8 protein-coding genes are annotated in these 15,339 nt (G+C 34.4%); 6 read left to right on the top strand and 2 right to left on the bottom strand.

What is annotated here, in order from left to right; translation table 11 throughout:
- The first annotated feature begins 81 nt into the window (after window positions 1-81).
- The 5 genes from JO950_RS22220 (at window position 82) to JO950_RS05570 (ending at window position 6,264) form a co-directional block, all read left to right on the top strand.
- A complete protein-coding gene (locus tag JO950_RS22220; protein ID WP_229998913.1) occupies window positions 82-612 on the top strand; it encodes a phosphoribosyltransferase in 531 nt (176 codons plus the stop codon).
- A 75-nt stretch (window positions 613-687) separates the two neighbouring features.
- A complete protein-coding gene (locus JO950_RS22215; protein ID WP_229998912.1) occupies window positions 688-1,260 on the top strand; it encodes an adenylate kinase in 573 nt (190 codons plus the stop codon).
- A 211-nt stretch (window positions 1,261-1,471) separates the two neighbouring features.
- Window positions 1,472-2,746, top strand: a complete 1,275-nt coding sequence (locus JO950_RS05580) for a hemolysin family protein (RefSeq protein WP_202701713.1) — start codon at window positions 1,472-1,474, stop codon at window positions 2,744-2,746.
- 142 nt (window positions 2,747-2,888) lie between these two features.
- Entirely contained in the window at window positions 2,889-3,890 is a 1,002-nt protein-coding gene (gene obgE, locus JO950_RS05575) for a GTPase ObgE (RefSeq protein ID WP_017495041.1), read from the top strand.
- Between the two features lie 229 nt (window positions 3,891-4,119).
- The gene (locus tag JO950_RS05570; protein ID WP_202701712.1) at window positions 4,120-6,264 is read left to right on the top strand and encodes a S46 family peptidase; all 2,145 of its coding nucleotides are present in this window, start codon (window positions 4,120-4,122) and stop codon (window positions 6,262-6,264) included.
- A gap of 180 nt (window positions 6,265-6,444) precedes the next feature.
- Here JO950_RS05570 and JO950_RS05565 read toward each other — a convergent pair whose 3' ends face one another.
- Entirely contained in the window at window positions 6,445-12,966 is a 6,522-nt protein-coding gene (locus tag JO950_RS05565) for an MG2 domain-containing protein (RefSeq protein ID WP_202701711.1), read from the bottom strand.
- Window positions 12,967-13,177: 211 nt separating this feature from the next.
- On the opposite strand from JO950_RS05565, the gene murC reads away from it, so the two are divergent.
- On the top strand, window positions 13,178-14,533 hold the full coding sequence (gene murC / locus JO950_RS05560) for a UDP-N-acetylmuramate--L-alanine ligase (protein ID WP_202701709.1): 1,356 nt from the start codon (window positions 13,178-13,180) through the stop codon (window positions 14,531-14,533).
- Window positions 14,534-14,606: 73 nt separating this feature from the next.
- Here murC and JO950_RS05555 read toward each other — a convergent pair whose 3' ends face one another.
- Window positions 14,607-15,236 carry a DUF1287 domain-containing protein gene (locus JO950_RS05555; protein ID WP_237732281.1) on the bottom strand — a complete coding sequence of 210 codons (630 nt, stop codon included), beginning with the start codon at window positions 15,234-15,236 and terminating at the stop codon, window positions 14,607-14,609.
- Window positions 15,237-15,339 lie beyond the last annotated feature (103 nt).

Genomic DNA, 15,339 nt, shown 5'->3' with positions numbered 1-15,339 from the left:
AAATAGGTATGTCCTATATTTTGATACCCGCAGTTTATTTCTAATTCTGTATCTTTGCCCATTATTTTAAATGTAAAAATAATGATACAACTTCACGATAAACAATTTGTTCCGTTTATTTCGGCCAAAGAAATTGATTTCGCTTTAACTAAAATAGTAGCACAGGTAGAAGATGATTTTGGAGACGATACCCCAATTTTTATTGGTGTTTTAAATGGGGCTTTTATGGTAGTTGCCGATTTTTTGAAGAAATACAAAGGCCTTTGCGAGGTTTCATTTATCAAAATGGCTTCTTATAAAGGAATTGAAAGTACCAATACGGTAAAAGAATTAATAGGGATCAATCAGGATTTATCAGGAAGAACGGTTATTCTTATTGAAGATATTATTGATACAGGAAATACAATTGAAGAATTGAAACAACTGTTTAAAGCGCAAAATGTAAAGCATTTTAAAATTGCTACTTTGTTTTTTAAACCGGAAGCTTATAAAAAAGACATCAAGATAGATTATATCGGAATCAGAATTCCAAATAAATTTATTGTAGGTTACGGACTGGACTATGATGGTTTGGGAAGAAACTTTCCCGAAGTTTATAAATTGGCAGAATAAATTGAAACACGCACACAACTATATATTCATTTAAAACTTCTTGTAAAAATAGAAGTCACAACACTTACTCATATTATGATTAACATTGTTTTATTTGGAAAGCCAGGGGCAGGTAAAGGAACTCAGGCAGAATTTTTAAAAGAAAAGTACAAATTAACACATCTTTCAACAGGAGATATTTTTCGTTTTAACTTAAAAAATGATACAGATTTAGGAAAACAAGCAAGAGTTTTTATGGATAACGGAGCGTTAGTTCCGTGTGAAGTAACTACCGCAATGTTAATTGATGAGGTAAAAAAACATCCTGATACAGCAGGGTTTTTGTTCGACGGTTATCCTAGAACTTTAGATCAGGCGGAAGCTTTAGATCAATTTTTACCAACGATTGGATCAAGTGTAACGGCGACTGTTGCATTAGAAGCAGATGATGAAATTCTAGTGGCTCGTTTGTTAGAAAGAGGAAAAACAAGCGGAAGAGCTGACGATCAGGACGAAGAGAAAATTAGAGTAAGATACCAGGAGTACAATGAAAAAACAGCTCCACTAATTGGATATTATAAAGAACAAAATAAGTTTCATGCCGTAAATGGTATCGGAACCATCGAAGAAATTACAGAGCGATTAACGTCAGTTATAGATAATTTGTAGAAGCTTTTTTCGGCTGTCGTTTCATCCCGACTGCGATCGGGACTTTTAAGAACTATTTTTCTTGTCATAAAACAGGCATTTTTGTGGTGCTGTTTTCTGGGAAGAAAAATTAGTTTTTTAAGACAGGATTCTTTTGAATGATAGGGAGACGAAGTTTTAAGATGACAGAATTATCTTGATGAAGACAATTTTATAACGAATAAACCAAAAATTGGAAATACTAATAATATTTTTTCTAATACTATTGAATGGTGTTTTTTCCATGTCAGAAATTGCATTGATTTCGGCTCGGAAAAACAGACTTGAAACTGCCGCAAAAAAAGGAAACAATAGTGCTAAAATAGCACTTGATCTGGCCAATTCTCCAAATAAATTTTTGTCAACCGTACAAATCGGAATTACTTTAATTGGTATTTTGACTGGTATTTACAGCGGTGATAAAATAACAATGGACGTTGAGGTTTTTGTTAGCGGATTTGCATTTTTAAAACCCTATGCTCATTCTGTTGCAGTAGGTATTGTGGTCGTGGTTTTGACATTTTTCTCTTTGGTTTTAGGGGAATTATTGCCAAAGCGAATTGGTTTAAATTATCCGGAGGCAATTGCCAAAATGGTAGCGCTGCCTATGAAAACCATTTCGATAATTACAGCGCCCTTTATCTGGCTGCTTACTTCTTCGACAGATTTTTTACTGAATGTATTTCAGATTAAACCAACTGCCGATGGTAAGGTAACCGAAGAAGAAATTAAAGCAATTATCAAAGAAGGTACTGAGGGCGGAGAAGTTCAGGAGATCGAGCAAGATATCGTAGAACGTGTTTTTCACATTGGGGATCGAAAAGTAAATTCGTTGATGACACACCGTAAGTCAGTTGATATGCTGCCTTTCAATGCCGATAAAACGAAGATTAAGGAATTGGTTTTGCAGGATTTGCATACTGTTTATCCCGTGTACAGAGACAATTATGATGATATTGTGGGGGTTGTAACCCTAAAGAATATCTTTGCAAACATTGAAAGTGAACATTTTGATTTGGCGGGAATCATGATTGATGCGCCTTACCTAATGGAGCAAACAACGGCATACAAAGCGCTGGAGAATTTTAAAAAAACAGGGATTCATTATGCTTTAGTTTCTGATGAGTATGGTGTTTTTCAGGGAATTATTACCCTAAATGATATTCTGGAAGCTTTAGTAGGAGATGCATCTGATTTTTATAAAGATGAATTCCAATTAATTGAAAGAGAAGACGGTTCGTGGCTCGTTGACGGACATTATTCGTTACACGATTTTTTAACTTATTTTGAGTTAGACGAATTGACAAACGATTATGAAGTAAACACGGTAAGCGGAATGATTATGACCGAGCTTTCGCATATTCCAAAAGAAGGCGAAAAATTAATCTGGCAAAAGTTTGTGCTGGAAGTAATCGATATGGATGGCGTAAAGATTGATAAAGTGTTGGTAAAAGCGCTTAAAGAATGAAGTTTTAGTTTTCAGTCACAGTTTTCAGTCATAGTTTGGTACTGAAAAAGGTGACTGCAGCTGAAAGATAAATAAAATAGAATTTAGAAATAGAAGCTAGAGAAATCTAAAATTTAAAATCTAAAATCTGAAATTCAGAAAAATGACAGAAGGAAATTTTGTAGATTATGTTAAGATTTATGTTTCTTCCGGTAAAGGAGGTAAAGGATCTACGCATTTACATAGAGAGAAATTTATTGAAAAAGGAGGCCCAGACGGAGGTGATGGTGGTCGTGGAGGACACGTGTATTTGGTGGGGAATAAAGGACTTTGGACATTATTTCATCTAAAATTTGCACGACATATTAAAGCGGGCCACGGTGGAGATGGAGGAGGAGACCGTAGTACAGGTGCTGACGGAGAAGATAAATTTATCGAAGTACCTTTAGGAACTGTAGTAAAAGACAAAGAAACAGGAGAAACTTTATTCGAAATTACCGAAGACGGTGAAAAAAGAATCCTCTCAAAAGGAGGAAAAGGAGGTCTGGGAAACTGGCACTTCAGAAGTTCAACCAATCAAACACCCCGTTATGCTCAGCCGGGTTTACCGGGAGTAGAAATGGATGTAATTTTAGAGCTTAAAGTATTAGCCGACGTTGGTTTAGTAGGTTTTCCAAATGCCGGAAAATCAACCCTATTGTCTGTTTTAACTTCTGCAAAACCAAAAATTGCCGATTATCCTTTTACAACCCTAAAGCCAAACTTAGGAATTGTGGCGTACAGAGATTATCAATCTTTTGTAATTGCAGATATTCCCGGAATTATTGAAGGAGCTGCAGAAGGGAAAGGTTTAGGTCATTACTTTTTGCGTCATATCGAACGTAACTCAACATTATTGTTTCTAGTTCCGGTTGATACACCAGATATTAAAGCAGAGTATGATATTTTGGTCAATGAATTAACCAAGTACAATCCTGAAATGTTAGACAAAGAACGTCTTTTAGTAATCTCTAAATGTGATATGTTGGATGACGAATTGAAAGCTGAATTGAAGACCGAATTAGACGTCGCTTTCAAAGACGTTCCATATATGTTTATCTCATCAGTGGCTCAGCAGGGTTTAACGGATTTGAAAGATAAGCTTTGGAAAATGCTTAACGAATAAAAAATACAATTTGTAAAAAAGGTGTTCTGGAAACAGAGCACCTTTTTTGTTTTGTGTACTATTCATATAACATGAAAATAACAGATTTTCGTAGGCCAAATTAAATACATTATTGGTGTTAAATTCGTAATGAAATGCTAAAAAATCACTGAGATGTCTAATTTCGGCAGGAATTGCGGTAGTATAATTATGAAAATGAATTATATTCGCATCACTTAAACAAAATAACATGAAAAAAATAGTTTTATTCTTGACCATGTGTCTGATGGCTTTTCCTGTAAGAGCTGATGAGGGAATGTGGTTTTTGATGTTTATCGAAAGATTGAACCATAGAGATATGGAAAAAATGGGCTTGCAATTGACAGCCGAAGAAATTTACAGTATCAACCATCATAGTTTAAAAGATGCTATTGTACAATTTAATGGAGGTTGTACAGCAGAAATTGTTTCTAAAGAAGGATTGGTTTTAACCAATCACCATTGTGGTTATGACGCAATTGCAGAACTATCTTCGGCAGAGCAAAACTACTTAAAAGACGGTTTTTGGGCAAAACAAAGAAGTGCCGAAATGAAACCGAAATCATTGTATGTACGTTTCTTCGTGCGTATGGATGATGTTTCTAAAAGAATTTTGTCAAAAGTAAATGATAAAATGACAGAGACTGAAAGAAGTAAAGCGATTCAGCAAGAAATTGCTTTGATTGAAAAGGAAAACAATGAAGGTGGAAAATATACCGTTTCTGTTCGTCCTTTCTTTCAGGGAAATGAGTATTACTATTTCGTTTACCAGGATTATACAGACGTACGTTTAGTAGGAACACCTCCTGAAAGTGTTGGTAAATTTGGTGGAGATACGGACAACTGGGAGTGGCCTCGTCAAACAGGAGATTTCTCTATGTTCAGAGTGTACGCAGATAAAGACGGAAATCCGGCAGCATATTCTAAAGATAATGTGCCTTTGAAACCAAAACACTACTTACCAGTAAGTATTAAAGGAGTTAAAGAGAATGATTTCGCTATGATCTTAGGGTATCCGGGAAGAACAAACCGTTGGATGCCGGCTGGAGGAATTGAGCAAAACGTTAAGTTTGCTTACCCTGCTTGGGTTGAAGGTGCTAAAACCGGAATGGATCAAATGAAAAAGTATATGGACAAAGATGCAACAGTTCGTTTGCAATACGCGTCTAAATATGCTTCTACAGCAAACTACTGGAAAAACCGTCAGGGGATGATTGATGCTTTAACAAAAGCGGGAACAGCAGAGGTTAAAGCGGGACAAGAAGATAAATTTTACGAGTGGGCTACTAAACCGGCTAATAAAGAAAAGTATGAGAATGTAATTCCAACTATTAATGATTATTACAGATCTACAAATGTAAAATCAACTCATGATAATTACCTGACACAGCTTTTACGTACATCAGCTTACGCAACCGGAACTGCTAACCTAGGAAACGCATTGATCGCTTATTACAACGAAAATGATGCTAAGAAAGCTGAAATGCTGCCTAAGATCAACGCAATGATCGAAAACATCTATGGTGAATTTTATGCGCCTCTTGAAAAAGATGTATTAACAGCACAATTGAATTTATACGCTTCTAAAGCTGCTGAATATGGTTTAGCGACGCAAATTGCTAAAATGAAATCAGGGAACAATGGTGACTTTACTGCCGATGTGGCAAAAGCAACTGAAATCAGTTATTTTACTTCTAAAGACAAAGTATTGGCATTTATGGCTAATCCTAAACCATTAGCAATTGTACACGATCCTTTGTATATTATCTCTAACGATTTAATGACAAAATACCGTGCTAAAACAGACGATCAGTTGAAAGCTGATGACGGTTTCGCAAGTGCTTACCGTAAATTGGTAGAAGGTTTAAGAGAATCTAAACTGAATGCTATTCAATATCCTGACGCTAACTCTACCTTGAGACTAACTTACGGAAAAGTAAGAGCTTTACCTGCTGATCCGCGTAACGATGCTAAAATCAATAATTATACAACCATGGAAAGTATGGTTAAAAAGTATAAAGCAGGAGATCAGGAATTTGATTTACCAAAACGTTTGTTAGAGTTGAACAAAGCAAAAGATTTTGGGCAGTATGCAGATAAAGCGGGTTATATGCCGGTAAACTTCTTGACAGATAACGATATTACTGGTGGAAATTCAGGTTCTCCGGTATTGAACGGAAAAGGAGAATTAATTGGAGTTGCTTTTGACGGAAACATCGAAGCGATGGCAGGAGATGTTATTTTCGATTCTAAATTACAAAGAACAATCAACGTAGATATTCGTTACGTACTTTGGATTATCGACAAATACGCAGGTGCTAAAAACATTATTGACGAAATGACGATTATTAAATAATTCGATTTTTTTTATTGAACAAACACCCGACAGGTTTTTAAAATCTGTCGGGTGTTTTTGTTTTTTTCGCCACGGATTCACGAATATTAATTAATTAATTAATTCGTGAATTCATGGTGGAATTCTTTGCAGCATGCTTTTGGAATTTGGGATTTTATTTTTTGGAATGTGTACCAGTTGTTAATTGACTTTTACTCTAATTCCGTCAGTATGACTTGTAAATTCCGGTGCATACATACTTTCAATTGTTGTAATTCCGTTAGAGAATTCTCCGCTGTTGTTTACACGAATATCGTATTCTATTACATAAGTTCCTTTATTGATTGTATCAAAGAAGAAATGAGTTGCTGCATCTTTGGTACTCATATAGTACCCCAAATAATCTTTATACTGATACTGAGAAAGCACATTTACCGGCTCAAAACAAGAAGCTCGCATGTCTTTTAAATGAATATATTCGGTGTCTTCTTTTGCAGTAATGATCAATCGTACTGTAACTAAATCTCCGGTTTTTAAAGAGTTTTTAGAACTGATCTTTTCTAATTGTTCTCCTTTTAACGTGCTTTTCTTTAGATATAGTTCTTTCGAGACTGAGAGGACCGATCCTGAATTGGTTTTAATTTTATCCAAATCTTCAAAATACTGCCAATAAACACCTCCAAAACCAGGAACTTTAGATTTGTTTTGAATAGTGATTGGAGCCATTTCTTTTTTAACTTCATCGGCCTTCCAGCTTAGTTTAATATAACCGGTTTCAGCTTCTTTTTCATTTTCAGTCAGTTTTTTAGTTAGAATTTTTTCATCTCCAATTTTAATAACGGTATTGTCTTTCACACTTAACCAGTCATTTCCTTGCATTAATAAAGCATAAATAGCTTCGGTAGTAGATTTAGTTGTTGGCCAATTTTTGGTTTGTTTGTTTTTTAATAACCATACTTTCATTGCATCAACAGATTTGGTATCGTTATTCACTTCCGCGAAAGCCTCAATTAATAAAGCCTGTGTTTCTATTGGCGCCTGATACCAATACCAGCCCGATTTATTGACGATCCAGTACATTCCTAAATCTTCGTTGTTTGATGATGTTTCTTTTAAACTTTCTATGATTTTTTTAGCAATTTCTTTTTCGCCAAAACGATTCAAAGTTAATGCAGCTAATCCTTTTTCGTAGAGAGAATAGTTTAACCAATCTTTTTTAGCTGTTTCTAAATAAAGTTTGGTGGCTTTTTTTAAAGTGTCTGAAAGAGGATATTTCTCTAAATAAAAACTTCTTGTATATAAATAATGCAGATCAGAATACGGATTGATCCAAATTAGTTTCTCTACAGCTTTTAAACCTTTGGTTCTGTTTTTATAGTATTCTAAAAATTTATTGTCTAAAAACGGAATACCAGTTTTTGCAATTTGGTCTATTTTATTGTTATCACTACTTTTAGTTAACTTTGATAAATGACCCAATCCAGCCAGAATATGTCGGGTAATGTATTCATTTTCGTTCCCTCCGTCAAACCATAAAAATCCTCCTGATGCTTTTTGCTTTTGTTTTAATTTTTCGAAAGTAGTTTCCTGTGAAGTTTTCATTTTCTCCAGATCAAACAAAAGTGCCAGATTTTTTTTCTTTTCGTCTTCGCTTTGCGCATCATTTAGCCACGGAGTTTCAGCAAGAATAATCGATTTTAACTCTTCATTTTCTTCTAGTTTAGAAGTTAGCTTTCCATTTTTTTTCCAATTTTCAAAAACAGTCGCAATCTTCGGATTATTTGAAATAATCTCCGAAGCCAAAGCATTGGCATAAAAACGGGCAAAAGTTTGTTCCGCACATTCATGCTCGTACTCCATTAAATAAGGCAAAGACTGAATAGCTATCCAGGATGGATTCGAAGTATATTCGAATGTAAATTGGTGATTCTTTAAAGTTGTTGAATTGTTGTTTTTTAGGTTGTTAAACGTATACTCTTTGGTTGAGTTTTCACGAACCCAGATAGGAATACTTTCTGTAACAAGCATATTGTTCGTCAAAACCGGCAGAATGTTTTCTTCTCCGTCGGAAAAATTGCCTGATTTAGCCAGGATTTTATATTGTAAACCCTGCAAACCTTCCGGTATTGAAACGGTCCAGGTTACGGTTGTGTTTCCGAAAGCACCAACAGTAAAGTTTCTGATGTTTTGTGCATTGAGCATTTTAGCATCGATCGGCTGTAGGGTTGTAGCATCAAAAAACTGTAAAACAGCAATTCCGGTTTTCGTTTCGTTGGTAATATTCGAGATCTTGGCATGGATTACAATCGTGTCTTTTTCTCTAAAGAAGCGTGGGAAATTTGGTAAAAGCATTAACTCTTTTTGAGTCACAACACTTTTCTCCAGATAACCGGAAACAGCATCTTTGTTATGTGCCAATAAACGAAGTTTCCAAGTCGTTAAAGCTTCAGGAGAGCTAAAGTTAAAACTCACTTTTCCGTTAGCATCCGTTCTTAAATTAGGTAGGAAAAAAGCAGTTTCAGATAAATTTTTTCTGGCTTTTACTTGTGTTAAGGCTTCTAAGGCTTTTTTGGTTGTAATGATTATGGCTCCGTTTGCACCTTTGTTTCCGTAAAGTACTAAGGCTTTGTCGGCTTTTAATGTGTCAATTGAAATTATTTCTGAGGGGCTCAGATTTTTTAAAGTTTCTTCATTAGAAATTTCTCCATCAACTATAATTAGTGGTTGTGTTGCGGTATTAGAAGCTGCACCACGAATCACTATTTTATCTGAATCAGTTTTGGTAATCTCCAGACCACTTATTATTCCTGAAAGCATTGTAGCCGGGGCGCCATTTACAGGAGCATCTTCTGATATCGACTCAGCGCTTACTTTTCTAACGGCATAAGAAAGTGATTTTTGTTTTTTTTGTATTCCATAAGCAGTTACAACAACTTCGTTTAAGGCACTTGAATCTTCAACTAAAATAATATCTATATTCTTTTTATTTTCAACAGACACCGTTTTGTTTTTGAAACCAAGATAACTGAATATAATTTCTTCATTTTCGGTGGCTTCAATTTCGTAATATCCGTCAAAATCACTCTGTGCTATTCTTTTTGTTCCATTGATCATAATAGAAACTCCGGGCAAAGGAAGTCCTGAAATCTCGGTAATCACGCCAGAAATCATTTTTGCATTCAGAGGCTTTTTGGTCTTTTTAGAAAGTTGCCTCTGATACTCTCTTTGCAGCTGTAAATTGTTGTTTTGGTTCGCAAAATCAAATCCAAACCATATTAGTTTGGTAGTTTCGTTATAGAGTTCTACACGATTTAGAGGTGGATTTAGATTAATAATCGATGTTGAAGTCTTTTCGAAACCTAGAGCGGTTTTGGTATTGTTTTGATTATAGTTGTAATCATAAATGCCCAGATTTGGCCAATCTTTTTGGGTAAATTGATCCAGGGAACTGTCATACATTGAAGCTAAAATTTCAGCTTCTTTTTTTGCGTTAATGGATTTTAGCTTAAAAGACCAGTTTTCACTGCTTCCAGGCTGTATTTTATTTCTAAAGGTTTCAACATTAAACTCCAATTTTGAGATTAGTTCTTTTAATGTTACATCTGTTTGAAGGTTAAAAGTTTCATTTTCAAAAACACTTTGAAATCCAATCTGTATAGTTTTTTCAAATTCATTTTTTAAAGGAATTTTAATTATAGTCTCGTTGTTTTGTAGATGATAGGTTTCTTCAAAAAAGATTTTACTGTTATAACTCCCAGTTGCAATGATGTAAAGTTCCGGTATAACAGAAGTTAATTTGATTAATGCAAAACCGTCTTTTTTAGCGTCGCGATTAACCTGTTCGAAAGTAAAAAGTTTACTTGGATTGAACCTGTCTTTACTTTGCTTAATGTCAAAAGGGGTGATGCTTTCAATAGTATTGTTATAACGGTCTTTTGCAGAGAATACAATTTTGTATTTTCCGGACTTGTAATTTGTAATAAAATCCAGAACTATTTTTTTGTCCTTTTCAGTATCAACTTTTTTTGAATAAACCAGAACTTCAGTTTTTTCATTTGTTATGTCACTTTTGTTTTGTTCGTATGGAAATAATTTTTCAAATTCTTCATTACTTATGGTTTCAATTTCAGGCTTACTCCATACGTTTTGTTTGAATTTGCTTGAAAACGGACTAATAAAGTAGATTTTAACTTCACCTTTAGCTGCTAAGAATTCTCCATTTAAATTAGTACTTTCCAGTTTAACTTCATTTTTATCTTTAGTTCTAATTTCAGGGGCGATAAAGGTCTGTAGAACCAAATCGTGATAGCCGACTTTTACGGTAGTTTCAGTTTCATGTGTTTCACCATTTATATCGGTAACCGAGGCTTTAATGCGATAATTAAAAACAGGCAATTGCTCTTTGTTGCTGTTTTTAGAAGGTACTGCGACAAAATCAATAATAAATTTACCCGAGGCATCGGTTTTTGTTTCCCCGGTTGAAATAGTTTCAGTTAGTTCGTTACTGTAATGATTTCTGTAATAATCGACATAACGAGTTACCGAATACGTAACCTTCGCGTCAGAAATCACACTCCCGGCAAATGCTTTTGCATTACCTTTTACTTGAATCGACTGATTGATTTGAAAGGCCTCTTTTTTGGGTTCAAAAGTGACTTCAAATTTTGGGCGTTTGTATTCTTCTACTCTAAAATCAGTTTGAGAATTTTCAAAGTTGACATGGTCCCAGAAAGGATGGTCCTCATTTTCTTTGTCATAGATAATGTCTTTTTCATAATCATGTACGTCATCAGCTTTCATCGTAAAATTGCCTGTTAATCCGGTTTTAGGCAAGATAAATTCGCCAGAAAAAGAGCCAAACTCATTTGTTACTACTGCAAACTCTTTAATCTCGTTATAATCAGGATCTTTAATGCTGATGTTAAAAGAGGTGTGAGGCACAATACTAGTGATGTTTTGTTTTTTTTGGATTGCAATCCCTTTGTAGTAAACAGTTTGCCCAGGACGATAAATTGCGCGGTCTAAATAAAATTCGACTTTTCCTTTAAAGTCATTGTTGTCAGTAGTGTCAGAAGGATCATATTCGCTGCTGTAAAAAATATAGTTTTTATAAACGGAGACAGTATCATTTGCGGTGGAAATTTGAATTGCTTCATTGTTATAAGTATATTTCTTTTCCTTATAAACTGCAATTCCCTTTTTATTTGTTACAAGGTTAAGGTAAGTCGACTTAAGAATTGCGTTGGGTATTGGTTCTCCCGTTTTTCGATCCAGAACCTGATAGGTTTCTTTAGCATCACCCTGAGAAGCTAAGGCCATTATATTTGTTGTAGTGATGGTTTCATATGCAAAGGCTTTCTTATTCTTTTCATCTGAATCACTTTCAAAGTAAACTAAATAAGATCCTGTTTTTAAATTTGGTAGTAGAACCTCGGTCGTATACTCAAAAAAGTCTTTTTTATTTGTGAGCAGATATTTTTTGCTTACAATAGGTTGTGCTTTTTTAATGATAGCCTCAGTTAAACTGTCTTTTTTTGAATATAGGACTCTAAATTCAGCAAGTTGCTTTTGATTGATTTTAAAGAAGGAAATTGTTAAATGATCTAGATTTTTGTATCGAATAAAAGCCCTCGTATTTTCGTCAATATAGGTGTATTTTTGAAGTTGTACATTTAATGATTTGGAAATAACATTTTCTTTCTTTTGGCGGGCTAATTTATAGGCATTAGATCTATTACTGATTTCTAGGATACTATCTAGAGTCGTAATGGCTTTTATGTTGTAATCAGGATGAATGTCTTTTGATGCCTGACTATTTAAAATGAAAGCTTTTTCTAATTGAATTTTCTGGATTAGGAGTTCGTCTTTGATGTCTTTTTGAAATTGAACTAAATAGTTAAAATAGCGATCGTTTGGTAATGATAATTTTGTTTTGCAAAATTGTATGCGATCCCATTCATTTTCTTTTGTTGGATTTGTACTTTCTCTTTTTTGATACAAGGATAATGATTGTCTTAGATTATCATTGGTGATAAAATCCAGATTCAGTTTTGTGAAATCCGCGGAATTTCCGAAAAGGGCTTTTTCATAAGATTCAAAATCATTTTTTTGAATTTCCCAGTTGTTAATTTTGGAATTGTATGTTATGATATTTTCATTAACTATATAATCGAACAAGCTTTGATTTTTAAAATTCCCCAAAGTAGGGTAATCAAAAATAAGGTCATATTTTGCCAATAAAGTATTCTTTAAAACAGTTTCGTTCTCAAGAGATTGTTTTAAAGAAAGATTTATCTGATCAGTAAAATTGAGTGTAGTCCAGGTTAAGAAATTAGTATCTGGTACTGTGGTTGTAGTTCTTCTTTGGATGGAATATTTATTTTGATTGTAATAATCATTTAAACACTTCGCATAAATCAAATTCAAAATTGCTTTTGAAGGAATCGAAACACGATCGATATCTGTTTTAAGATTGTTTAGTATTTTAGTTTGCGCGTTTTCATCAATAATCTGTAAGTATTTTGATTGATAGAAGAAGCATTTTAGCATTTGAACTTCATCTTTTCTTGCGATCGCTTTTTTGTAAATTTTGCTTACGATTTCATTGGCTGATTTAATTTTTCCATCATTTTCGTAAGTAACAACTTCATCCCATTTTTCATCTGTTCTTTGTGCAAATAGTGCAGTGGATAACAGTAAGAAAACAAATAGTATATTTTTCATAAGTTAGTTTTAATAAAGAGAGTGTTATTTTTCACTAAAGGTTGGGAGCGTGCTCAAATAAATGTTGTACAAATTACTAATTTATCCCTAAAAGCAAATGTGACATTTTATAATTCCTTATTTTTGAAAAATAATTAACCGATTTAAGCGTGGAATTGTACTTTCGTTTCTCGAAGAAACAGTTCAACAAACAAACGATTTAACGTATTCAATGAAAACACATTTCATCGCCATAGGCGGAAGCGCCATGCACAATTTAGCACTTGCATTGCACAATAAAGGATATCAGGTAACAGGAAGTGATGATGCTATTTTTGAACCTTCAAAATCAAGATTGGAAAAGAAAGGAATCTTACCGGCTGAACTAGGTTGGTTTCCTGAGAAAATCACTGCCGATATTGACGCCATAATCCTCGGAATGCATGCAAAAGCAGATAATCCGGAGTTGCTAAAAGCGCAGGAGTTAGGTTTGAAAATTTATTCTTATCCGGAATTTTTGTACGAGCAGTCGAAGAATAAAACTCGAGTGGTAATTGGAGGTTCTCATGGAAAAACAACCATCACTTCGATGATTTTGCATGTCATGCATTATCATAATATCGAAGTAGATTACATGGTAGGAGCACAGTTGGAGGGTTTTGATACAATGGTGCATCTTACCGAAGAGAATGATTTCATGGTTTTGGAAGGTGATGAGTATTTGTCTTCTCCAATAGACAGACGCCCTAAATTTCATTTGTATCAGCCCAATATTGCTTTGATTTCAGGAATAGCCTGGGATCATATCAATGTGTTTCCAACCTATCAGAATTATGTTGAGCAATTTGAAATTTTTATTGGGAAAATTACAAATGGAGGGATTTTGGTGTACAACGAAAATGACCCGGAAGTAAAACGTGTGGCCGAAGCCGCTACAAACCCAATTCGAAAATTAGCCTATTCCACTCCGAATTATACGGTAAGTGATGGCGTAACTTTATTAGAAACTCCTGAAGGCGATATGCCAATTGAAGTTTTTGGGGCGCATAATCTGAACAATCTGGCTGGAGCCAAATGGATTTGTCAAAATATGGGCGTTGATGAAGCTGACTTTTACGAAGCAATTGCCAGTTTCAAAGGAGCTTCAAAACGATTGGAGAAAATTGCTGAAGGAAAAGGAAAAGTAGCGTACAAAGATTTCGCACACTCCCCAAGTAAAGTTGCTGCGACTACAAAAGCAGTAAAAGAGCAATATCCAAATAGAACCCTAGTTGCTTGTTTGGAATTGCATACCTATAGCAGTTTAAATGCAGAGTTTCTTAAAGAATATGAAGGAGCTCTTGAGTATGCAGATGTGGCGGTAGTATTCTATTCGCCTGATGCTGTAAAAATTAAACAGCTAGAAGAAGTGACCTATGAGCAAATTGCAAATTCTTTTAATCGCGAAGATTTGATTATTTATACAAATCCTGCTGAGTTCAAAGAATATTTGTTCAATTTGAATCTTGAAAATTCGGCATTATTGCTGATGAGTTCCGGAAATTACGGAGGGTTGAATTTTGATGATGTGAAAGGGCTGATTAATTAGTCATTTTGAAAATTAGATAGTGTGCCAATTGCAATTTTGCAGTTGGCATTTTTTTTAGAACTTTTACAGATGTTTATTTCCAATAGGTATAATGTCCAGTAATTTTATACTGAAACAAACAGTCTTCAAGAACTTGCCCGTTGCCAATGTTGTGTACAATTAAGTTTCGTTTTCCGTCTTCTGATTTTTTAGCTGTGACAATTCCAATATGGTCCAGTTTGTTATTAATCAGCCAGGTAACAATTTCACCTGTTTTATAATCATTTGCATTTTGAGTTACAGGAAGCTTTTTTCCTTTTCTTTCAAAGAAAACGGCCAAATTAGGAACTCTGCGATGGTCTATATTAGTGTCGGTAGAAGTCAGTCCCCATTTTTGTAAAGACGGATAAGCAGAGAAATTTGCCGCCATATCTTCATGTACTTCTTTCTGTAAGTCAATATTTAATTTTCGGTAAGATCGAATTACAACATCGGTGCAGACTCCTTTGTTTGAAGGGATATCCCCATTAGGATAAGGTATTGAAAAGTAAGCCGGGTCGTAAACTGTCGAGGGATCAATAATTAATAATGCTGCATTGGATAATTTTTCAGGAAAAGTTTTTGCAATATCCAACGACAAGCTTTCTGTTACAGCAGTTTTGCTCTCTTTTTGATTGCAGGAGAGCAGAAGAAGGAAGAGAGGAAAGGCACCTAATATTTTCATGCCGTTAAGGTAAGGCATTTAGATGGGCCATTTATATAGTTAAAATAATTAATTTGAGATTAACATTGTTTTTATTTGTGAAGGATTTTTCTTATTTTTATGT

This window comes from Flavobacterium sp. UGB4466, assembly GCF_903469665.1.
Lineage (GTDB): Bacteria > Bacteroidota > Bacteroidia > Flavobacteriales > Flavobacteriaceae > Flavobacterium > Flavobacterium lipolyticum.
Note: the sequence above shows the minus strand (reverse complement) of the source record. Positions and strands in the feature narration are given on the sequence as shown.